At 69.5% G+C, this 20,678-nt stretch carries 21 protein-coding genes; all 21 read left to right on the top strand.

Annotated features, from left to right (window positions below; all coding sequences use genetic code 11):
• Complete coding sequence (locus KVF89_RS02940) at positions 1-1,092, top strand: MlaD family protein (RefSeq protein WP_257423213.1); 1,092 nt, start codon at positions 1-3, stop codon at positions 1,090-1,092.
• Complete coding sequence (locus tag KVF89_RS02935) at positions 1,089-1,649, top strand: hypothetical protein (RefSeq protein WP_257423211.1); 561 nt, start codon at positions 1,089-1,091, stop codon at positions 1,647-1,649. The genes KVF89_RS02940 and KVF89_RS02935 overlap by 4 nt, the downstream gene beginning before the upstream one ends.
• A 30-nt stretch (positions 1,650-1,679) precedes the next feature.
• Positions 1,680-2,942, top strand: a complete 1,263-nt coding sequence (locus KVF89_RS02930) for a phospholipase D-like domain-containing protein (RefSeq protein ID WP_257423209.1) — start codon at positions 1,680-1,682, stop codon at positions 2,940-2,942.
• 94 nt (positions 2,943-3,036) lie between these two features.
• On the top strand, positions 3,037-3,918 hold the full coding sequence (locus KVF89_RS02925) for an SDR family oxidoreductase (protein ID WP_257423207.1): 882 nt from the start codon (positions 3,037-3,039) through the stop codon (positions 3,916-3,918).
• On the top strand, positions 3,915-4,481 hold the full coding sequence (locus KVF89_RS02920; protein ID WP_257423206.1) for a carboxymuconolactone decarboxylase family protein: 567 nt from the start codon (positions 3,915-3,917) through the stop codon (positions 4,479-4,481). Before KVF89_RS02925 ends, KVF89_RS02920 begins: the two co-directional genes overlap by 4 nt.
• Positions 4,482-4,527: 46 nt before the next feature.
• Positions 4,528-6,657, top strand: a complete 2,130-nt coding sequence (gene uvrB, locus KVF89_RS02915) for an excinuclease ABC subunit UvrB (RefSeq protein ID WP_257423205.1) — start codon at positions 4,528-4,530, stop codon at positions 6,655-6,657.
• Between the two features lie 179 nt (positions 6,658-6,836).
• Positions 6,837-7,610 (top strand): MlaE family ABC transporter permease, encoded by a 774-nt coding sequence (locus tag KVF89_RS02910; RefSeq protein WP_257423203.1) that lies wholly within the window; start codon positions 6,837-6,839, stop codon positions 7,608-7,610.
• Positions 7,610-8,449: an MlaE family ABC transporter permease gene (locus KVF89_RS02905; RefSeq protein ID WP_257423202.1), complete on the top strand. Its 840-nt coding sequence runs from the start codon at positions 7,610-7,612 to the stop codon at positions 8,447-8,449. Before KVF89_RS02910 ends, KVF89_RS02905 begins: the two co-directional genes overlap by 1 nt.
• A 19-nt stretch (positions 8,450-8,468) precedes the next feature.
• Positions 8,469-9,785: an MCE family protein gene (locus tag KVF89_RS02900; protein WP_257423201.1), complete on the top strand. Its 1,317-nt coding sequence runs from the start codon at positions 8,469-8,471 to the stop codon at positions 9,783-9,785.
• Positions 9,782-10,870 carry an MCE family protein gene (locus tag KVF89_RS02895; protein WP_257423199.1) on the top strand — a complete coding sequence of 363 codons (1,089 nt, stop codon included), beginning with the start codon at positions 9,782-9,784 and terminating at the stop codon, positions 10,868-10,870. Before KVF89_RS02900 ends, KVF89_RS02895 begins: the two co-directional genes overlap by 4 nt.
• A gap of 126 nt (positions 10,871-10,996) precedes the next feature.
• The gene (locus KVF89_RS02890) at positions 10,997-11,989 is read left to right on the top strand and encodes an MCE family protein (protein WP_257423198.1); all 993 of its coding nucleotides are present in this window, start codon (positions 10,997-10,999) and stop codon (positions 11,987-11,989) included.
• 5 nt (positions 11,990-11,994) lie between these two features.
• Positions 11,995-13,224, top strand: a complete 1,230-nt coding sequence (locus KVF89_RS02885) for an MCE family protein (RefSeq protein ID WP_257423827.1) — start codon at positions 11,995-11,997, stop codon at positions 13,222-13,224.
• Positions 13,221-14,597 (top strand): MCE family protein, encoded by a 1,377-nt coding sequence (locus KVF89_RS02880; protein ID WP_257423197.1) that lies wholly within the window; start codon positions 13,221-13,223, stop codon positions 14,595-14,597. Before KVF89_RS02885 ends, KVF89_RS02880 begins: the two co-directional genes overlap by 4 nt.
• Entirely contained in the window at positions 14,594-15,865 is a 1,272-nt protein-coding gene (locus KVF89_RS02875) for an MCE family protein (protein WP_257423196.1), read from the top strand. The genes KVF89_RS02880 and KVF89_RS02875 overlap by 4 nt, the downstream gene beginning before the upstream one ends.
• Positions 15,862-16,452: an Rv1363c family protein gene (locus KVF89_RS02870; protein WP_257423194.1), complete on the top strand. Its 591-nt coding sequence runs from the start codon at positions 15,862-15,864 to the stop codon at positions 16,450-16,452. Before KVF89_RS02875 ends, KVF89_RS02870 begins: the two co-directional genes overlap by 4 nt.
• Positions 16,453-16,472: 20 nt before the next feature.
• Positions 16,473-17,321 (top strand): hypothetical protein, encoded by an 849-nt coding sequence (locus KVF89_RS02865; protein WP_257423192.1) that lies wholly within the window; start codon positions 16,473-16,475, stop codon positions 17,319-17,321.
• Between the two features lie 19 nt (positions 17,322-17,340).
• Positions 17,341-18,342 carry an NAD(P)/FAD-dependent oxidoreductase gene (locus KVF89_RS02860; RefSeq protein ID WP_257423190.1) on the top strand — a complete coding sequence of 334 codons (1,002 nt, stop codon included), beginning with the start codon at positions 17,341-17,343 and terminating at the stop codon, positions 18,340-18,342.
• Position 18,343: 1 nt separating this feature from the next.
• Entirely contained in the window at positions 18,344-18,811 is a 468-nt protein-coding gene (locus KVF89_RS02855) for a pyridoxamine 5'-phosphate oxidase family protein (protein ID WP_257423188.1), read from the top strand.
• A gap of 14 nt (positions 18,812-18,825) precedes the next feature.
• Positions 18,826-19,020 (top strand): ferredoxin, encoded by a 195-nt coding sequence (locus KVF89_RS02850; protein WP_257423186.1) that lies wholly within the window; start codon positions 18,826-18,828, stop codon positions 19,018-19,020.
• A gap of 2 nt (positions 19,021-19,022) precedes the next feature.
• Complete coding sequence (locus KVF89_RS02845) at positions 19,023-19,928, top strand: 3-oxoacyl-ACP reductase (protein WP_257423184.1); 906 nt, start codon at positions 19,023-19,025, stop codon at positions 19,926-19,928.
• Complete coding sequence (locus tag KVF89_RS02840; RefSeq protein ID WP_257423182.1) at positions 19,925-20,677, top strand: glucose 1-dehydrogenase; 753 nt, start codon at positions 19,925-19,927, stop codon at positions 20,675-20,677. Before KVF89_RS02845 ends, KVF89_RS02840 begins: the two co-directional genes overlap by 4 nt.
• Position 20,678 lies beyond the last annotated feature (1 nt).

The raw sequence follows: 20,678 nt of genomic DNA, 5'->3' as shown, positions 1-20,678 counted from the left end.
ATGGTGAAGAAGGTCCTGGGCGACCGGCTCTACCTGAGTCTCGCGGGCATCGTCGCCGTGCTGGCCGTGACGACCGCCTACATCTTCGCTGCCGTCCTCGACCAGCCGCTGACCTCGCGGCCGGTGGAGGTGAAGGTCCAGCTCGCGCAGACGGGCGGCCTCTTCGAGGGCTCCGTGGTCACCTATCGCGGGATCAAGGTCGGCAAGGTCCGCTCGATCGTGCCGTCGGTCGACGGGGTCGAGGCCACGATCGCGATCACCACCGGGACGGAGATCCCGAAGGACTCGCTGGCCCGGGTGCGGAGCCTCTCGCCGGTCGGCGAGCAGTACCTCGACTTCCAGCCGAAGCAGGCCAAGGGTCCGTACCTCGCGACCGGCGACGTCGTACCCGCGGAGTCGACCGATCTGCCGAAGAGCCTCAGCTCGACGGTCGTCGCGGTCAACAACGTGCTGCGCCAGATCGACGACAAGAAGCTGAGGATCGTCCTCGGTGAGCTGAGCACCGGCCTGAAGGGCACGGGCGACGACCTCGGCCAGATCCTCGACCAGGGCACGGCGATCCTGCAGACGCTCGACGAGGTGTGGCCCGAGACCGACCGGGTGATCGGCAACTCCGGCAGCGTGCTGTCCATCGCGACCGACAACGCCGACTCATTGCGCCAGCTCGCGGCCTCCGCGAAGCAGTTCGCGAGGTTCCTGCGCGACTACGATCCGGAGCTGCGTGACCTCCTCGAGCGTGGCCCCGGCCAGCTCGAGGAGCTGGTGGCGCTGGTCGAGGACGCCCAGCAGGTGCTGCCCGGGTTCTTGTCGACGGGGGTAAGTTTCACCGACGTGTTCCGTTCCTACGAGCCCCATCTGCGGAGTCTGCTGCAGAACTACTCGCCGGGGCTCCGGTCGCTCCTGTCGAAGGTGCGTGACGGAGAGCTGCGGATCGAGCTGATCCCGGACATGGACCCGCGGTGCAGCTACGGCACCGCGCGTCTGGACCCCAAGAAGACCGAGCGCCGGCCGTTGCAGAAGGACGGCCGCTGCGACGCGTCCTTCGCCACGCTCCAGCGCGGCGCGGCCCACGCACCGGGGCCGGTCCGGTGACCCGCGAGTCGAGGTCGGGCAACCTGCTCATCGCGCTGGTCGCGGCCCTGGTCGCCAGCCTGGCGGTGATCGGCTGGCTGGTCACCCAGGAGCGCGGCGCCAGCGACGATCTCGCCGACGCGCGGTCGCGCGCGCAGGCGCTCTCGGCCCAGGACGACGCCGAGAAGGCGGCGCTCGAGGCCGCCAAGGAGGTGCTGGTGCAGATCACGACGTACTCCTGGAAGGACGGCGAGCACGACTTCGCCTGGCTCGACAAGATCGCCAACGCGGAGCTGAAGGAGAAGCTGGCCCCCAATGTCGGCGACCTCCAGAAGGCGATCGTCGACGGCCAGGCCACGGCCAAGGGCCAGGTCGTGGACGCGGCCGGCCGCGTGGTCGACGACAGCCAGGTCGAGGTGCTCGCGTTCGTCGACCAGGCCATCACCGACGAGACCAGCGCCGACGTCAAGATCGAGGAGCAGCGGGTGAGCATGACGATGAAGCTCGTCAGCGGCAGTTGGCTGGTCGACCGTCTCGAGCTGCTCAGCGGCACCAACAGCGGAGAGGGCGCGCGGTAGCGCGGAAGACCAACCACTAGATTGACGCGCGTGGCGCACGACGAGAACGACCCGCTGGCCGGCCTGAGGACCGTGCTGCGGCGCGTCCTGCTGGCGTTGATCGGCGTGCCCTTCATCGTGGCGATCGCCATGTCGCTCGTCGACTCCTACCGGCGGCGCGGCAAGCGGCCCAAGCCGTTTCCGACCAGGCCGCCGCGCACGGTCGCGGTCGGCGACGGGAACGTGACGACCTACACCTTCGGCCGTGACCTGTACGACGACATGCTGGCCGCGATCGACGGTGCCCAGCGCCAGATCCTCTTCGAGACCTACATCTGGAAGGGCGACGCGACGGGGGAGCGGTTCAAGCGCGCGCTGATCGCCGCGGCCGAGCGCGGGGTCGACGTCTACTGCATCTACGACGGGTTCGCGAACCTGGTCGTCTCGCCGGCGTTCCAGCGCTTCCCCCCGAGCGTGAAGGTGCTGCGCTACCCGGTCTACTCGGCCGGCTGGCGCTTCTTCGACCTGCGCCGCTACGGCCGCGACCACCGCAAGATCCTGGTGATCGACGACAACGTCGGGTTCGTCGGCGGCTACAACATCGGCTCGGCCTACGAGTCGGAGTGGCGCGACACCCACGTCCAGATCACCGGCCCCGCGGTCTGGGACCTCAAGCGGGCGTTCGCGGACTTCTGGAACCTCAACCGGCGCCGCCGGCTGCGCGGCTCCGAGCGGCCGCTGCTGCTGGAGACGGCGTCGACCTGGGAGCCCCGGGTGCGGGTGCAGCGCAATGTGCCGCGGCTGTGGATGTTCCCGATCCGCGCGATGTACATCGAGGCGATCAACCGGGCCAGCCGCAACGTGTGGATGACCCAGGCCTACTTCCTGCCCGACGAGGACTTCATCGACGCCGTGAAGGCGGCGGCGCGCCGCGGCGTCGACGTCCGCCTGCTGCTGCCGCTGAAGTCCAACCACATCGTGGCCGACTGGATCTCCCGCGGGCACTTCACCCAGCTGCTCGACGCGGGCGTGCGGATCCTGCGCTACCGCGACGCGATGGTGCACGCGAAGACCGCGACCGTCGACGGCACCTGGGCGACCGTCGGCACCGCCAACATCGACCGGCTCAGTCTCACGGGGAACTTCGAGATCAACGTCGAGATCATCGACGAGGGCTTCGCCCGCGAGCTCGAGGAGATCTTCGAGATCGACCAGTCGCACTGCCTGGAGCTCACCAGCGGTGAGTGGGAGGCCCGCGACGTGCACCGCAAGTTCACCGAGCTGGTGCTGGCCCCGCTGCGCCCGCTGCTCTGAGGTGACGGCCGGCGTCGGCCTGCTAGGGTGAGCGCAGTTGTAACAGTGTGTTGCACTCGTGGTTGCAACAACGGTTGGATCGAGGAGGAAACCCATGTGGTTCCGCGCACCCGTCCGTGACCTGACCGGCAAGCAGGTGCTCGTCACCGGTGCCGCCAGCGGCATCGGCCGCGCGGTCGCCGAGCAGGCGGCCGACCGCGGCGCGGTGCTGCACCTGACCGACGTCCAGGCCGAGCGCCTGGCCGAGGTGGCCGACGCGATCCGGGCCCGTGGCGGGCGGGTCGGCACCGCGGAGGTCGCCGACGTCGCCGACCACGCACAGGTGCGCCGCCTCGCCGCCCACGTCACCGAGCGGGCCGGGGCGATGGACGTCGTGCTCAACGTCGCCGGCATCTCGGTCTGGGGCACGGTCCGCAGCCTGGAGCCCGAGCACTGGCAGCGGCTGGTCGACGTCAACCTGATGGGACCGATCCACGTCATCGAGGAGTTCGTGCCGCCGATGATCGACGCGGGCCGCGGCGGCCAGCTGGTGAACGTCTCCTCGGCCGCCGGCATCATCGCCATGCCGTGGCACGCTGCCTACAGCGCGACCAAGTTCGGGCTGCGCGGCGTGTCCGAGGTGCTGCGCTACGACCTGCGCAAGCACCGGATCGGCGTCAGCCTGGTCTGTCCCGGCGGCGTCGACACCGGCCTGGTCGAGACGCTCAAGATCGCCGGGATCGACCAGCAGAGCAAGGCCTTCGTCCGCGCCCGCGGGCACTTCCAGAAGCGCGCGGTCTCTCCGGAGCAGGCGGCCGCCGCGATCTGGAAGGGCGCGCTGCGCAACAGGTACTGGGTCTACACCTCGCCCGACATCCGGCTGGCGCACTGGCTGCAGCGCTACTTCCCGCCCGGGTACGCCGTCGCGATGCGGATCTTCAACTACGGAGCCAACAAGGTGCTGCCGGCCGTCGAGCAGGCCCGGCGGGCCGCATGAGCGCGGCCCCCCTCGCTGACGAGCCACGGATCCCGCCCGGCGGCTGGCGTGAGGTCGGCCCGTTCGTCGCGGTCCTCGCCCGCATCGCCGGCCGGGTGCAGGGCACCGAGCCCCCCGCCGTCTTCCTGACCCTGGGCCGCCATCGCCGGCTGTTCTGGGGCTGGCTGCACTTCGCCGGCCGGCTGATGCCCGGCGGGCGGCTGTCCCGCCGGGAGTCGGAGCTGGTGATCGTCCGGGTCGCGGCCCGCCGCGGGTCGGCGTACGAGCTGGAGCAGCATCGACGCCTGGCGCGGCGGGCGGGACTGTCGCGGGAGGAGGTGGCCGCGATCGAGGCGGGGGAGACCGAGCCGTCGGTGGGCTCGTTCGGTCCCCGTGAGCTGCTGCTGCTGCGCGCCACCGACGAGCTGCTCGCCGACCAGGACCTCTCCGACCCGCTGTGGGCGGAGCTCGGCGTGCACTTCGAGGACCGCGAGCGGATCGAGATCCTGATGCTCGTGGGCCACTACGCCATGCTCGCCACGGCCCTGCACGCCCTGCGGGTGCAGCCCGACCGCTCCCGCTGAACCCGGCGGGTCGGGCGCTGTCGGCGCGCCCTCGTACGCTGGAACCATGCGTCCGGTCACCGATCTCGAGCGTCGCGTCGCGCCCTTCCACGTGCAGTCCGACTACCAGCCCTCCGGCGACCAGCCGGCCGCCATCGCCGAGATCACGAAGCGGATCAACGACGGTGTCCCGGACGTCGTCCTGCTCGGCGCGACGGGCACCGGCAAGACGGCCACGGTCGCCTGGGTCGCCGAGCAGGTGCAGCGGCCGCTCCTGGTCCTGCAGCCCAACAAGACCCTGGCGGCGCAGTTCGCCAACGAGCTGCGGCAGCTCTTCCCCGACAACGCGGTCGAGTACTTCGTCTCCTACTACGACTACTACCAGCCCGAGGCCTACGTGCCGCAGACCGACACCTACATCGAGAAGGACTCCTCCATCAACGAGGAGGTGGAGCGGCTGCGGCACTCGGCGACCAACAGCCTGCTCACCCGCCGCGACGTGATCGTGGTCTCGACGGTGTCGTGCATCTACGGCCTCGGCACCCCGCAGGAGTACGTCGACCGGATGGTCCGGCTCCGGGTGGGCGAGGAGCACGACCGCGACTCCGTGCTGCGCCGACTCGTCGAGATCCAGTACACCCGCAACGACCTCGCGTTCACCCGGGGCACCTTCCGGGTCCGCGGCGACACCCTCGAGATCTTCCCTGTCTACGAGGAGCTGGCGGTCCGGATCGAGTTCTTCGGTGACGAGATCGAGCGGCTGATGACGCTGCACCCGGTCACGGGCGAGGTCATCACCGAGGACCAGGAGCTCTACATCTTCCCGGCCAGCCACTACATCGCCGGACCCGAGCGGATGGAGCGGGCGATCAACGGCATCGAGGCCGAGCTCGCCGAGCAGCTGTCGACCTTCGAGCGGCAGGGCAAGATGCTCGAGGCACAGCGGCTGCGGATGCGCACGACCTACGACATCGAGATGATGCGCCAGGTCGGCTCCTGCTCCGGCATCGAGAACTACTCGATGCACATGGACGGCCGGGGTCGCGGCACAGCACCCAACACCCTGCTCGACTACTTCCCCGAGGACTTCGTCCTCGTCGTCGACGAGTCCCACGTCGCCGTCCCGCAGATCGGCGGCATGTACGAGGGCGACATGTCGCGCAAGCGCAACCTGGTCGAGCACGGCTTCCGGCTGCCGAGCGCGATGGACAACCGGCCGCTGCGCTGGGAGGAGTTCCTCGAGCGGATCGGCCAGACCGTCTACCTCTCCGCGACGCCGGGCAACTACGAGCTCGACAAGGTGCAGGGCGACGTCGTCGAGCAGATCATCCGCCCGACCGGCCTGGTCGACCCGCAGGTCGTGGTCAAGCCGACCAAGGGCCAGATCGACGACCTGATCCACGAGATCCGGCTGCGCGCGGAGAAGGAGGAGCGGGTCCTGGTCACGACGCTGACCAAGAAGATGTCCGAGGACCTCACCGACTACCTCCTCGACGCGGGCATCCGCACCCGCTACCTGCACTCCGAGGTCGACACCCTCAAGCGGATCGAGCTGTTGCGCGACCTGCGACTCGGCCTCTACGACGTGCTCGTCGGCATCAACCTGCTCCGCGAGGGACTCGACCTGCCGGAGGTGTCGCTGGTCTCGATCCTCGACGCCGACAAGGAGGGCTTCCTGCGCTCCGACAAGTCGCTCATCCAGACCATCGGCCGCGCGGCGCGCAATGTGTCCGGCGAGGTCCACATGTACGCCGACCGGATCACTCCGTCCATGGAGTCGGCCATCGACGAGACCACCCGGCGCCGGGCCAAGCAGGTCGCCTACAACGAGGCCCACGGCGTCGACCCGCAGCCGTTGCGCAAGAAGATCGCCGACATCACCGAGATGCTCGCCCGTGAGGACGAGACGACCCAGGAGCTGCTCCAGACCTGGGCCGACGTCGGCCAGAAGGGTCGCGCCGGGGGAGTGAAGCCGAAGAAGTCGCCCACGCCCCAGCTGCGCAGCACCGACATCGGCGGACACGCCGCCGAGCTCGCCGGCCTGCCGAGCTCCGATCTCGCCCAGCTGATCCAGGACCTCACCGACCAGATGAAGGCGGCCGCCGCCGAGCTGCAGTTCGAGCTGGCCGCCCGGCTGCGCGACGAGGTCGGGGACCTGAAGAAGGAGCTCCGGCAGATGCTGGAAGCGACCAAGTGAGGAGGAAGCGCCGGCCGAGGAGGACGTGACTCGGGCCGGGGCGGCCGCGTTGGACGTGAGAAGTCGGGTGAAAACGACCACGCTCCGGCCATGTCGCCTTGGTCACAACGAGAACGTGTTCTAGTATCGCCCCGTTGCCGGAGCAGGACCGGCGACAACATGGGGAGAGGAGTCGGCGCGTGGCGTTCAATGCCATGGCGGTCGTGCGGGGCCCCGGCGAGATCGCGTTGATGGTCGTCGAGGTCACCAAGCTGATCTTCACGCGCCCCTTCCAGTTCCGTGAGTTCCTCGAGCAGGCCTGGTTCGTCACCAGCGTGACGCTGATGCCGACGATCATGGTCTCGATCCCGTTCGGCGCGGTCATCTCGCTGCAGGTCGGCAACCTGACCGGGCAGCTCGGCGCCCAGTCGTTCGCCGGCGCCACCGCCGTCCTCGCCACGGTGCGCGAGGCGGCCCCGATGGCCGCCGCCATGATCATCGCCGGCGCGGCCGGGTCCGCGATCTGCTCCGACCTCGGCGCCCGCAAGATCCGCGAGGAGATCGATGCCATGGAGGTGCTCGGCATCAATCCGCTGGAGCGCCTCGTCGCGCCTCGCGTGGTCGCGACCATGTTCGTGGCGGTGATGATCAACGGCATCGTGATCGGCACCGGCATCGGCGGCGGCTACTTCTTCACCGTCATCGTCCAGGGCGGCTCGGCGGGTGCGTTCCTGTCGTCCTTCACGGCACTGGCCTCCCTGCCCGACCTCTACATCGCGATGATCAAGGCGCTCATCTTCGGCTGGCTCGCGGCGATCATCGGCGCCTACAAGGGCCTCAACGCTGGTGGCGGTCCCAGCGGCGTCGGGCGCGCGGTCAACGAGTCGGTGATCATCGCCTTCATGGCGCTGTTCTTCCTCAACGCCGTGATCACCGCCATCTACTTCCAGGTCGCACCACCGGCGGGTCTGTGATGACAGCGGCGGGCGAGTTCCTCGGCGACGCGTACAAGAGCGGGCGCGGCTCTCTCGAGGGGTACGGCGACCAGCTGCTCTTCTACGTCAAGGCACTCTCCTGGGTGCCGCGCGCGATCCGTCGCTACCCGCGCGAGATCAGCAACACCCTGGCCGAGGTGGCCTTCGGGGCGGGCGGCCTGAGCCTGATCGCCGGCTCGGTCGGCGTGATCGCGTTCATGGCCTTCTTCGCCGGCACCGAGGTCGGCATCCAGGGCTATGCCTCCCTGAGCCAGATCGGCGTGGCGAAGTTCAGCGCCTTCATCTCCGCCTACTTCAACACCCGCGAGGTCGCGCCCCTGGTCTCCGCGATCGCGCTCGCCGCCACGGTGGGCTGCGGCTACACCGCTCGCCTGGGCGCGATGCGGATCTCGGAGGAGATCGACGCGCTCGAGGTGATGGGCATCCCGTCGCTGCCGTTCCTCGTCACGACCCGGATGGTCGCCGCCTTCATCGCGGTGATCCCGCTCTACATCGTGGCCCTGTTCGCGTCGTACCTCTCGCCGCGGCTGATCGTGACCCTGATCTACGGGCAGTCCGCGGGCACCTACGACCACTACTTCCTGCAGTTCCTGCCTCCCATCGACATGGTGTGGTCGTTCTTCAAGCTGCTCTTCCTGGCGGTCGCGGTGATCCTCATCCACTGCTACTACGGCTACACCGCCTCGGGCGGCCCGGCCGGCGTCGGCCGGGCGGTCGGCAAGGCGATCCGGACGAGCATCGTGACGATCGTCGTGGCGGACTTCTTCCTCAGCTTCGCGATCTGGGGATCCACCACCACGGTCAGGATCACGGGATGAGCCGGGCGGAGGTGGCCTCGTGCTGGTGAACATCCATCACGACAGCGCGAAGGAGCACAACCGGCTCCTGGTGGCCGGTGTCGTCTTCCTGAGCCTGATCTCCCTGCTCATCTGGCTGTCGATCGCGATCTACAACAAGACCTTCGACAATGTCACGACGGTCACGGTCAAGGCGGACCGCGCCGGCCTCCAGCTGGCGAAGTTCGGCGACGTCCGGATCAACGGCGTGCTGGTCGGGCGGGTCGACAAGATCGACCAGGACGGCAAGCAGGCCGAGATCACGCTCGCGCTCGAGCCGGACGCCGCCGAGCGGATCCCGGCCAACGTGGGCGTCCGGATCCTGCCGACCACGCTGTTCGGCCAGAAGTTCGTCGCCCTCGTCCGTCCCGACGGGGCGAGCGGGCGCCTCCAGGACGGCGACGTGATCCCGTCCGACCGGGTCGAGACGAATGTCGAGCTGAGCCAGGTGCTGGCCGACCTGTTCCCGCTGCTGCGGGCGGTCCGACCCGCGGACCTCAACGCCACGCTGCACGCCCTCGCCACGGCCCTGGAGGGCCGGGGCGACCAGCTCGGCGCGACGATGGACCAGCTCGGCGACTACGTCGGCGCGATCAGCGACCACCTGCCGACCCTGCGCAAGGACCTGATCGCCCTCGCCGACGTCGCCGACGCCTACGACCTGGCTGCGCCTGACCTCCTCGACGTGCTCGACAACGTGACCGTCACCAGCAAGACCGTGACCGAGAAGGCCAAGGAGCTCGACGTCTTCTTCTCCGACCTCACCGGTCTGTCGGACACCGCGACCCGGTTCCTGGCCGACAACGAGCAGAACCTGATCCGGATGGGGCAGGTCACCGCCCCGGTCCTTGACCTGCTGGCCGAGTACTCCCCGGAGTTCCCGTGCCTGATCAGGGGCGCCGCCAACTACGCGCCGATCCTGTCCAAGACCTTCGAGGGCAACGTGGTCAAGCAGTACATCGAGTTCTTCCAGCCGCAGTTCCGCCCCTACGACGAGCGTGACCTGCCGCAGTACGGCGAGGTCGGCCACGGCCCCTGGTGCGCGGGCCTGCCGAACTTCACCGTCCCCGGGACCCCGAACCCGCTCGACCAGGGCTCCGACATCGATGAGGTGGGCGGCTTCTCTCCGCTGCCGCTGCAGGGGCTGCTCGGCCGGCCGGCCGCGATCGACAGCGGGTACGCCGGCAGCGCGGCCGAGCAGCGCGTCGTCAACGCGATGCTGGCCGGCGAGAGTGGCAGCGACGACCCGTCGTCCTACGGCGCCCTCGGCTCGCTCCTCTACGGCCCCGTCGTGCGTGAGGGGAGGGCCGCGGGATGAGCAGGCGCAACCAGCGCAACGCGACGACCGTCGCCGCGGCGGTCAAGCTCGGCGTGTTCACACTGGTGTCCGTCTTCGTCACCGGCCTGCTGGCCGTCATCATGGGCAACATCGGCTTCGGGGAGCGCAACGAGTACCAGGCGATCTTCACCAACGCGACGATGCTGGAGAAGGGCGACGACGTCCGGGTCGCCGGCGTCAGCGTCGGCGAGGTGAGGAAGGTCGAGCACTACCGGCGCTCGATGGCCAAGGTGACCTTCAAGGTCGACTCCGGCGTCGCGCTGACGACGGCGTCGCGGGCCAACATCCGGTTCCTCAACCTGGTCGGCGACCGCTACATGAGCCTCGAGCAGGGGACCGGCGCCGACGAGGCGAAGACCCTTGCCGACGGCGCCACGATCCCGATGGACAACACCGAGCCGGCCCTCGACCTGACCGTGCTCTTCGACGGCTTCAAGCCCCTGTTCGCCGCGCTCACACCCGACCAGGTCAACGAGCTCAGCATGAACCTGGTCCAGGTGCTCCAGGGCGAGGGCGGCACCGTGCGCAGCCTGCTCGACCACACCGCGTCGCTCACCACGACGCTGGCCGACCGCGATCAGCTCATCGGCGACGTCGTCACCAACCTCACCCAGACCCTCAAGACCGTCGACGACCGCCACCAGCAGCTCAGCTCGCTGATCGTGGAGCTCAAGGACTGGATGACCGACCTCGCGAAGGACCGCGACACGATCGGCTCCTCGCTCGACAACATCTCCGAGCTCACCGTGGCCGTCGCCGACCTGCTCCGCCGCGGCCGTCCGCTGCTCAAGGAGGACATCGCCGCGCTGCGCGAGCTCTCCAAGCTGCTCAACAAGAAGGAGAACCGGGCGAACCTCGCCGAGCTGCTCGACCGGATGCCCGAGACGATGACCGACCAGACCCGCACCGGCACCTACGGCTCGTGGTACCAGTACTACGTCTGCGGGGTCTCCGCCAGCATCCGCCTCCCGTTGATCGGCGACCTGCCGATCATCAAGGAGATCCAGAAGTTCATCACCGACTTCTCCTTCAAGTCCACGGCTCCGAGGTGTCAGGACCGATGAACCACCCCACGAAGTTCTTCTCCTCCGCTGCGCTCCCCCGAACAACTTCGCGGGGACCCCGATGAACCACCCCACGAAGTTCTTCTCCTCCGCTGCGCTCCCCCGAACGACTTCGCGGGGACCCCGATGACCCATCCCGCTACGAAGGCCCGCGACGCCCGTGTCCTCCGCCTCGGCGTGGTCACCCTGGTGCTCATGACGTTGGTCTCCGCGGCCACCTTCAACCTGGGCAAGTTCCCCGGCTTCCGCGGTACGAGCTACTACGCCGAGTTCAGCGACGCCAGCGGCATCCACAAGGGCAATATCGTCCAGGTCGGCGGCATCCGGGTCGGCCGGGTCACGGGCGTCGCCCTCGCCGGCGACCGGGTCGAGGTCAAGTTCGAGGTCGACGGCGATGTCGAGTTCGGCACGGAGAGCAGCGCTTCCATCGAGGTGCTCAACCTGCTCGGCGAGAAGTTCCTGGATCTCCAGCCGGGTGGCAAGGGTCAGCTCGCGGAGGGCGGGACGATTCCCGTCGAGCGCACGCAGGCGGCCTACGACATCGTCGGCGTGTTCGGCGATCTCACCACGACGACCGAGGAGATCGACACCGATCAGCTCGCCCGGGCGCTCGACACCGTGGCCGACACGCTCGACGAGTCGGCGCCGGAGATCCAGGCCTCCTTCGACGGCATCTCCCGGCTCTCGCGGACGATCGCGTCGCGCGACGCCGAGATCCAAGGCCTCTTCGAGAGCTCGAAGGAGGTCACCCAGGTCCTCGCCGACCGCAGCGAGGACATCGTGGAGCTGATGAAGAACAGCGATCTCGTCTTCCAGGAGCTGACCAAGCGCAAGGACGCCGTCCACGCCCTGCTCGTCAATGCCCGGGCTCTCGCCAAGGAGCTGCGCGGCGTGGTCAAGGACAACGAGGAGCAGATCGGGCCGGCGCTCCAGGAGGTCGACGGACTCCTGTCGTTCCTGGTGTCGAAGAAGGACAAGCTCAAGGCCACACTCGCCGCGCTCGGCCCGTATGTGTCCATCCTCAGCAACATCATCGGCACCGGTCCCTGGTTCGACGCCTACGCCGCGAACCTCCTGGCGCTGCCCACCGGTGAGTTCGTCCCCGGGTTCGACGGGTGATCGCGATGGTGTCCACCGTGCTCAAGCGGATCGATCGCCGCATCCTCGCCGTCGTCGGCGTGGCGCTGCTGCTCGCCGTCGGGGTCAACCTGGTGCGCTCACCGGCCGAGCTGAAGACCGTCACCGCCCACTTCCCCCGTGCCGTCAGCGTCTACGAGGGCACCGACGTGCGGATCCTCGGTGTCAACGTCGGCAAGGTCACCGCGGTGATCCCCGAGGGCAACTCGGTGCGGGTCGAGATGGAGTACGACGCGTCCTACAAGGTTCCCGCCGAGGCGCAGGCGGTGATCGTGACCCCGACCCTCGTCGCGGACCGCTTCGTCCAGCTCACCCCTGTCTTCCAGGGCGGCGACGTGATGGCGAGCGGTGCCGACATCGCGCTGCCCCAGACTGCGGTGCCGGTCGAGCTGGACCGCATCTACGGCAGCCTCCAGGCGCTCACCCGCGCCCTGGGCCCCAACGGCGTCAATGCGGACGGCACCCTCGATCACCTGCTCGAGGCCGGCAACAAGGCCTTCGCGGGCCAGGGCGCCAAGGGCAACCAGATGATCCGCGACCTCGCCGACGCGGCACAGACCTTCGGGGACGGCGCCGGGCCGCTGTTCGAGTCCGTCACCCAGCTCGCGAAGTTCACGACGACGCTCGCGGAGAACGACTCGCTGGTCCGGGCGTTCATGCAGGACCTCACGGGTGTCTCGGCGATGCTCGCCGAGGAGAGCGACGAGCTCCAGAAGGCGGTGGCGGCCGTCGCCAAGGCGGTGGGCAGCGTGAAGGGCTTCGTCCGCGACAACCGCGACGCCTTCGTCGCGGATATCCGCAAGCTCACCGAGGTGATGAGCACGATCGCCTCGGAGAAGGAGAACATCGAGACCGCGGTGAAGGTCGCCCCGGTGGCGATGGGGAACCTGGCGATGGGGTTCGACCACGTCAGTGGCAGCCAGAACTCCCGGATGGCGATCGGCGGCCTGGTCTGGGACGTCGACGGCGTGGTCTGCGCGTTCATCCAGCAGAACCCGGCGATGCCGGCGGCGCTCAAGGACACCGCCTGCGACCTGATCGAGAAGCTGATCGAGCCGATCCTCACCAAGCTGCCGTGGCTCCCGCCCGAGTTCAAGAGCTACCTGCCGCGGCAGGCCGCGACGAAGGACGGGATCCAGGTGCCCGACGTGTCCGACGTGTCCTACTCGACCGGCGAGGACGCCTCGGTCGCGACCCTGCTCGGAGGTGCCTCGTGACCAGCCCTCGGACCGCCCGGCGCGGATCGCGGAGCAGATCCTGGCGCGGTGCCGTCGCCCTCCTGCTCGGCACCACGCTGCTGGCCGGCTGCAGCAGCTTCGACGGCGCCTACGACCTGCCGCTGCCCGGGCACCCGGTCGACGCCGACGAGGCGTTCGAGGTGACGGCGTACTTCCGTGACGTGCTCAACGTCGTGCCACGTTCGCCGGTCATGGTCGACGACGTCGTCATCGGCGAGGTCACCGAGGTCGAGCGGTCCGGGTGGAACGCACGGGTCACCCTGCGGCTGCGCGACGACGTCGAGCTGCCCGACAACACGATCGCGGACATCCGCCAGGTCTCGCTGCTCGGCGAGAAGTACGTCGCCCTGGACGCGCCGCAGCAGGAGGCGCCCTCCGGGCGGCTGGCGGAGGGCGACGAGATCGCCCTCGCCAAGACCGGTCGCAACCCCGAGGTCGAGGAGGTCCTCGGAGCGCTGTCCTTCCTGCTCAGCGGCGGCGGTGTGGCCCAGCTCGGGAGCATCACCCGGGAGGCCAACCTGGTGATGTCGGGACGCGAGGACCGGCTCCGCAACCTGCTCTCCTCACTGGACTCCGTGGTCGGGACGATCGACCAGCAGAAGCTGGACATCATCCAGGCGCTCGAGTCGCTCAACAACCTCACCTCGACGCTCAACGCGGAGAAGAAGACGATCGGCGACGCGCTCGACGCGGTCGGGCCCGCGGTCGAGGTCCTCGCGGCCCAGCACGACGAGCTGATCGAGATGCTCGGCTCGCTCGACGAGCTCGGCCGGGTCGGCACCCGGGTCATCAACTCCAGCAAGGAGGACGTGCTCCGGATCCTCGAGGACCTCAGCCCGGTCCTGCGCCGGCTGACCGAGGCCGACGAGCAGCTCGCGCCGGGCCTCAACCTGCTGGTCAGCTTCCCGTTCCCGCAGGCGGCCAACAACATCGTCCAGGGCGACTACGCCGACACCATCATCCGCGCCGACCTCGACTTCGCGAACCTCTACAAGACGCTCGGACTCCCGGAGATCCAGCTGCCCGACCTGGGCGAGGTCCTCGACCAGGTCGGCCGGTGCCTCAAGAGCGGCAGCCTCACCAGCGCGGCCTGCCTGAAGGTGCTCAGCGACGTCAACCTGCTCGCCGACCTGCAGACCAAGTGCCAGGACCCGGCGATCAAGGACAGCCCGGTCTGCAAGCTGCTCACCTCACTGCCGAACCTCGACCTCGGCGGACTCCTCGGTGGCTCCAACGGCCTGCTCGGTCCGAACGGCCCGCTCGGCGGACTGCTCAAGGGCCTGACCGGCGCACGGCCGTCGGCCCACCACACCACGACCGAGAACCTCCTGGGCGGAGGTGTCCTGTCGTGAGCAGGGGAGTGCGGATCCGGCTGATGGCGTTCGTCGTGCTCAGCGCCGTCGGCATCACCTACATCGGCGCCACCTATCTCGGGATCGTCGACCGGATCACCGGCCGTGGTATCACCGTCACGGCGAGCCTGCCCGGATCGGGCGGCCTCTTCGAGGGCAGCGAGGTGACCTACCGGGGCGTCAAGATCGGCCGCGTCTCGCGCATGGACACGACCGACGACGGGGTCGACCTCACCCTCGACCTCGCGGAGGAGACGCGGCTGCCCCTGGACTCGCGGCTGTTCGTCCACAACCTCTCGGCGGTCGGCGAGCAGTACCTCGACTTCCAGCCCGCCGACGTGAAGGGCCCCTACGCCAAGGACGGCTCGACCTTCGCCGGCGACGAGCACTCCCTGCCCGTCGACGAGGGCGACCTGCTCGTCGACCTCAACCGCTTCGTGGGCTCGGTCGACAAGGAGAGCCTCGCGAAGGTGGTCGAGGAGCTCGGGCTGATGTTCACCGACACCGGCGCCGACCTGCAGCAGCTCCTCGACGGCGGCTCGGCGTTCATCGCCGAGGCGAGCGCGCACACCGAGGAGACGATCAAGCTGCTCGACAGCGGCCTCGCGGTGCTCCAGACCCAGCAGGGCCAGAAGGAGAACATCCGCCGCTTCGCCGCCGACCTCAACACGATCACCACCGCGCTGCGCGGCAGCGACGGCGACCTGCGCACCGTCCTCAGCGCCACGCCCGGTGCCGCCCGGGCGCTGACGAAGCTGCTCAAGGACCTGGAGCCGACGATCCCCGTGCTCCTCGGCGACCTGATCACGGTCGACCAGGTGCTGGTCAGCGAGCTCGACGGCATCGAGCAGCTGCTCGTCACCTACCCGGCGCTCATCGCCGGCGGCCCGACGGGCAGCACCGCCGACGGCTGGGGACACGTCAACCTGCAGTTCGACTACAGCGTGCCGCCCTGCACCCAGGGCTACGTGCCACCGTCGGAGTGGCGTTCGACGCAGGACCTGACCGACGCCAAACCGGCCGACGTGAACTGCACGGCGGGGCCGCCGTACGTGATGCGCGGCAGCAAGTACGCGCCGGGCAACCGGAAGAACCGGGCCTCGCCCGGGCGCGTCTACAGTGGCACCTACGATCCGTCCACGGGCCAGGTGCCCGGGCTGGTCGACACAGCGGGGAACCCGGTCGAGCTGCGGCAGCCGGAGGACCTGTCCGTCCTGGGAGGGGATGCGTGGAAGTGGCTGTTGGTGGGTCCGGTGGCGAGCAAGTGACGGACGAGAGGAGCCGCGTCCGTCTCAACGTCGTCCTGTACGCCGCCACGGTGATCTGCGGCTGCGTGGCGCTGTTGCTGCTCTACATCCACGTGAGCACCTCCGACAACGAGGTCAACGGCACCGACGTCGTGCCGGGCGCCGGCCAGGACGTCGGCCGTGGCACCATCGAGGCGGTCCGGCTCGCCGACGACGCCGAGCAGGAGCGCACCGCGGCCCAGCTCGAGGCCGCGACCAAGATGGTCACCGCGTTCGTGAACTTCGACTACCAGGAGCCACAGAGCACCATCGAGGCGGTCAAGTCGATGGCCACGGGGACCTTCCTCTCGCAGTACTCCGAGGGGGCGAAGGACCTGGAGAAGCTCGCCACCGAGGCGCAGTCCGACATGGACGCCGAGGTGGTCTGGGCCGGCCTCGTCGCGGGCGACGACGACACCGCGACGGCCATCATCGCGACCAGTGGCACAGTCAGGAACAAGACGACCGACTTCCAGCCGGAGGCCCGCAACTACCGGATCCAGCTCGAGCTGGTGCTGGAGGACGGTCGCTGGCTGACCAAGGACCTCCAGTACGTCGCGCTGGGCTGAGCGACCAGGACGAGGAACAGATGAGTCGCCCCACCCCCCGCAAGCCCGCCAGCTCGCGCGGGCAGACGCCCCGCCCGCGCCGGATCGCCGGCCGGACCGACGTCGGCCGGACCGACGTCGACCGCCCGACGGCTCCTGACGAGGTCGACGAGCAGCTCGACCACCAGCCGGCGGAGCAGCCCGACGAGCAGCCCGACGAGCAGCCGGCGGATCGCGGCCCCGGGCTGCTGGCCCGACCGCGGACCACACGGGTGCTGATCGCGGTGCTGGCCCTGGTCACCCTCGCGCTGGTCGCCGAGTTCGCCCTGCTCCTGGTCGACCGCTTCGGTGACGACGACGAGCCGTCGGAGCGGGTCAACGACACCAGTGGCCTCAGCGTTCCGAAGGGGCGCCCGGTCGTGGTGCCCGCCCTCCAGTGGCGAGACGGCGTCGAGGCCGCCGCGAAGGCGGCCCAGGAGCTCGTGTCGGTCGACTACGGCAAGTACGACGAGGAGGTCGCCCGGGCGGTCGAGCTCACCACGGACCGCTACGAGCAGGACTACCTCAAGACGATCGGCGACGTGAAGGAGCAGGGGATCGCCCAGGAGCTCGTCGTCCAGGCGAGTGTCGTCGCCCAGGGCGTCGTGCGGGCGAACCGGACCCGGCTCGAGGCGCTGGTCTTCCTCAACCAGGTCGTGGAGCGGAAGCGTGATGGTGAGAAGGAGACCGTCGTGACGCCGTACCGCGTGCTGGTCACGATGGTCAACACCGACCACGGCTGGCTCGTCGACCGACTCGACACCGACGACCCCGCCGCGGCACGGGCCTCGGACGCGCCGACCTCGGACGCGCCGACCTCGGACCCGGCAGAGCAAGACAAGACGAACTAGAACACGTTACAGTTCTGTCGTGGCCACCACAGGAGAGAGCATCGTCGACTGCGATCTGGCCGTGGTCGGCGCGGGCCCGACCGGTCTGTTCGCCACCTACTATGCAGGATTCCGCGGGATGCGGGTAGCGCTGATCGACTCGCTGCCCGAGCTCGGCGGCCAGATCACCGCCATGTACCCGGAGAAGGCGATCCTCGACGTCGCCGGGTTCCCGAGCGTCAAGGGCAGGGATCTGGTCGAGGGTCTGGCCGCGCAGGCGCTGAGCGCGAAGCCGGAGCAGCTGCTCGGCCGCACGGCCACCGACCTCGCCGTCGACGACGACGGCCTCACGCTGAGCCTCGACGACGGCACCGCCGTCCGGGCCAAGGCGCTCGTCATCACTGCCGGCATCGGCAAGTTCAGCCCACGCCCGCTGCCCGCGGCCGAGGCCTGGATCGGGCGTGGGGTGGAGTTCTTCGTGCCGGGCTTCGAGCCGTACCGCGACCGGGACGTGGTCATCGTCGGTGGCGGCGACAGCGCCTTCGACTGGGCCGTCCATCTCGAGCCGATCGCGCGCTCGGTCACGCTCGTGCACCGCCGCGACGCCTTCCGTGCCCACCAGCGCACCGTCGACCAGGTCCGGGCGTCGTCGGTGCAGGTGATCACCAAGGCCGAGGTCGCCGCGCTCCGCGACGCAGACGGGGGAGCGACCGGTCCGCTGGCCGAGGTCGAGCTGACCGTCGAGGGCGAGTCGCGTGTCCTGCCCGCCCAGGCCGTGGTCGCCGCCCTCGGCTTCATCGCCGACCTCGGGCCGTTGCAGCAGTGGGGGCTGGAGACCCATCGCCGCCACGTGGTCGTCGACCCGTCGATGCAGACCACGCTGCCACGCGTGTTCGCGGCCGGCGACATCACCGAGTATCCCGGCAAGGTCCGGCTGATCGCGGTCGGCTTCGGCGAGGCCGCGACCGCCGTCAACAACGCGGCCGTGGTGATCGACCCGACCGCCCACGTGTTCCCCGGACACTCCTCGGAAGGGAGCTGACATGAGCGCCGGTCGCGACCAGGTCAAGCTGACCGACGAGGAGGTGCGGGGCTTGCTCGAGGAGAACGTCAAGGTGCAGGTCGCGGCCAACGGCCGGGACGGCTTCCCGCACCTCACCACGCTCTTCTACGACGTCCAGGACGGGAGGATCGCGTTCTGGACCTACGGCCGCAGCCAGAAGATCCTCAACCTCGAGCGCGACCCGCGGGTGACCGCGCTGGTCGAGGACGGCACCGACTACTTCGAGCTGCGCGGCGTCTCCATCGAGGGCCGCGCCGAGATCGTGCGCGAGCACGACCGGATCCTCGAGATCGGCAAGGCCGTGTCCGTGCGGATGTTCGGCGTCGACTCGTTCGAGGCCCTCGGCGAGATCGGCGCGCAGACCGTGGAGAAGCAGGCGACCAAGCGGGTGGGCGTGATCATCCACCCCGACCGGGTCGCGTCCTGGGACCACCGGAAGATGACGTGAAAGGCAGCATGTCCATGAAGATCAAGGTCGACTTCGACCTGTGCGAGTCCAACGGCCTGTGCGAGGCGATGGCTCCCGAGGTGTTCGAGCTGGACGACGACGACTTCCTTCAGCTCCACACCGAGCAGACGACCGCTGAGAACCTCGACGACGTCAAGCGTGCCGCCGCGGCCTGCCCGCGTGCCGCGATCACGCTGGTGGAGGAGTGAGCATGGAGGCGACGACGTCGCTGGACGGCAAGGTCGCCGTCGTCACCGGAGCCGGCGCCGGTCTGGGGCGCGCGGAGGCGGTGGCGCTGGCGCGCGCCGGCGCCCGGGTCGTCCTCAACGACCTGCCGGGTGCCGGCGACGAGGCCGCGGCGGAGATCCGCTCCTTCGGCGGAGAGGCGGTCGTCGTACCCGGTGACGTGAGCGAGCGGGCCACGGCCGACGCCATGGTCGCCGCCGCCGTCGAGCAGCTCGGCGGCCTCGACATCGTCGTCAACAACGCCGGCATGACCCGCGACCGGATGCTGTTCAATCTCGGCGACGACGAGTGGGACGCCGTCATCGCGGTGCACCTGCGCGGCCACTTCCTGCTCTCGCGCAATGCCGCGGCCTACTGGCGGGGCAAGGCCAAGGAGAGCGAGAGCGGCACGGTCTACGGCAGCATCGTCAACACCGCCTCCGAGGCGTTCCTCGGTGGCTCCCCGGGCCAGGCCAACTATGCGGCCGCCAAGGCAGGCATCGCCGCGCTGACCCTGTCGACGGCCCGCGGGCTGTCCCGCATCGGCGTGCGCGCCAACGCGATCTGCCCCCGCGCCCGCACGGCGATGACCGCCGAGGTCTTCGGCGAGGACGCCTCCGGCAAGTCGGTCGACCCCTACTCGGCCGACCACGTCGCTCCGTTGGTCGCCTACCTCGCCTCGCCGGCCGCCGAGCGGATCACCGGCCAGGTCTTCGTCGTGTACGGCGGCATGGTGGCCCTGGTCGCCGCGCCCGTCGTGGAGCAGCGCTTCGACGCCGCCGGCGACCTGTGGACCGGCGACGACCTCGACAAGCAGCTCGGCGGCTTCTTCGCCGACCGCGACCCGAACGTCGGCTTCGCCGCCGACTCGATCATGAGGCTGACCGTATGAGACTCGAGGGCAAGGTCGCGATCGTCACCGGCGCCGCGATGGGCCAGGGTGCCGAGATCGCCCGGGCGTACGTCGCGGAGGGCGCGCGCGTCGTCGTCGCCGATGTCGCGAAGGAGCAGGGCCAGGCGCTCGCCGACCAGCTCGGCGCCGCGGCCCACTTCGCCCACCACGACGTCAGCGACGAGGCGTCGTGGACGGCGCTGGTCGAGGACGCCAACAACCGGTTCGGCGCGGTCAACGTGCTCGCCAACAACGCCGGCATCCTGCGCTTCGGCGACATCGAGCGGATGCCCGCCGAGGAGGTCGAGCTGCTGTGGCGGGTCAACCAGCTCGGGGTCTTCCTCGGGATGCAGGCGGTCAGCCGCACCATGCGCAAGAACGGCGGCGGCTCGATCATCAACGCCTCGTCCGTCGAGGGTCTGGCCGGGATGCCGTCGTGCACGGCGTACGCCGCCACGAAGTGGGCGATCCGCGGCATGACCAAGTGCGCGGCGATGGAGCTCGGTCCCAAGGGGATCCGGGTCAACTCGGTGCACCCCGGCATGATCGACACCCCGATGACCCGGGTCCACGGCGGCGACGCGGCGATGGAGTTCGGCGCCAGCAAGGTGCCGTTGCGCCGGGTCGGCACGCCCGAGGACATCGCGCCCGTCTACGTCTTCCTGGCCAGCGACGAGTCGTCGTACATCAACGGCGCCGAGATCGCCGTCGACGGTGGCGTGACGAGCACGCACGCCTTCGGGGGCTGAC

The sequence above is a fragment of the Nocardioides carbamazepini genome (assembly GCF_024614185.1).
Lineage (GTDB): Bacteria > Actinomycetota > Actinomycetes > Propionibacteriales > Nocardioidaceae > Nocardioides > Nocardioides carbamazepini.
The sequence above is the reverse complement of the archived record's forward strand: the minus strand, read 5'-3'. Positions and strand labels throughout refer to the sequence as shown.

What these genes read in the sequence shown, in the direction of transcription:
- KVF89_RS02920 (WP_257423206.1), top strand. Translation starts at nt 3,915, where the DNA reads ATGAGCGCGGCCCCCCTCGCTGACGAGCCACGGATCCCGCCCGGCGGC.
- KVF89_RS02850 (WP_257423186.1), top strand. Translation starts at nt 18,826, where the DNA reads ATGAAGATCAAGGTCGACTTCGACCTGTGCGAGTCCAACGGCCTGTGC.
- KVF89_RS02890 (WP_257423198.1), top strand. Translation starts at nt 10,997, where the DNA reads ATGACCCATCCCGCTACGAAGGCCCGCGACGCCCGTGTCCTCCGCCTC.
- KVF89_RS02885 (WP_257423827.1), top strand. Translation starts at nt 11,995, where the DNA reads ATGGTGTCCACCGTGCTCAAGCGGATCGATCGCCGCATCCTCGCCGTC.
- uvrB (WP_257423205.1), top strand. Translation starts at nt 4,528, where the DNA reads ATGCGTCCGGTCACCGATCTCGAGCGTCGCGTCGCGCCCTTCCACGTG.
- KVF89_RS02895 (WP_257423199.1), top strand. Translation starts at nt 9,782, where the DNA reads ATGAGCAGGCGCAACCAGCGCAACGCGACGACCGTCGCCGCGGCGGTC.
- KVF89_RS02845 (WP_257423184.1), top strand. Translation starts at nt 19,023, where the DNA reads ATGGAGGCGACGACGTCGCTGGACGGCAAGGTCGCCGTCGTCACCGGA.
- KVF89_RS02925 (WP_257423207.1), top strand. Translation starts at nt 3,037, where the DNA reads ATGTGGTTCCGCGCACCCGTCCGTGACCTGACCGGCAAGCAGGTGCTC.
- KVF89_RS02905 (WP_257423202.1), top strand. Translation starts at nt 7,610, where the DNA reads ATGACAGCGGCGGGCGAGTTCCTCGGCGACGCGTACAAGAGCGGGCGC.
- KVF89_RS02840 (WP_257423182.1), top strand. Translation starts at nt 19,925, where the DNA reads ATGAGACTCGAGGGCAAGGTCGCGATCGTCACCGGCGCCGCGATGGGC.
- KVF89_RS02865 (WP_257423192.1), top strand. Translation starts at nt 16,473, where the DNA reads ATGAGTCGCCCCACCCCCCGCAAGCCCGCCAGCTCGCGCGGGCAGACG.
- KVF89_RS02940 (WP_257423213.1), top strand. Translation starts at nt 1, where the DNA reads ATGGTGAAGAAGGTCCTGGGCGACCGGCTCTACCTGAGTCTCGCGGGC.
- KVF89_RS02855 (WP_257423188.1), top strand. Translation starts at nt 18,344, where the DNA reads ATGAGCGCCGGTCGCGACCAGGTCAAGCTGACCGACGAGGAGGTGCGG.